Source organism: Streptomyces sp. URMC 126, from assembly GCF_051386555.1.
Taxonomy (GTDB): Bacteria; Actinomycetota; Actinomycetes; order Streptomycetales; family Streptomycetaceae; genus Streptomyces.
In genome coordinates this window covers 1-259 of record NZ_JBPQTX010001017.1, presented here as the reverse complement: position 1 = coordinate 259, position 259 = coordinate 1, and the positions used below count along the sequence as shown (strand labels likewise).

1 protein-coding gene is annotated in these 259 nt (G+C 73.7%); it reads right to left on the bottom strand.

Annotated elements, in window-relative coordinates:
- Positions 1-259: hypothetical protein (locus tag ACSNOK_RS34915; RefSeq protein ID WP_436784720.1), on the bottom strand; the 259-nt coding region annotated here is incomplete at both ends.

Below are 259 nucleotides of genomic sequence, written 5' to 3'. Positions count from 1 at the left end.
CCCCAGGTGGAGGGGCCCCGATGCGAAGGACCCGCTGGTCCACGTGACCGCCAGCGCCACGGCCGCCCAGTAGAAGGACGGGGAGTCCGGCCGGGAGTGCAACGACCAGGCCAGGAAGACGGTGCCCACGGCGAGCGTGAGCAGCACAACGACCCGGCGCCGGCGCAGCGATCCTGCTGACGTGGCTTCCTCGGGGAAGCCCGTGCCGGTGGCCCGGGCGGTGCCGCCCTCGGAGGACGTGTCCTGGGATGCGCCGAAG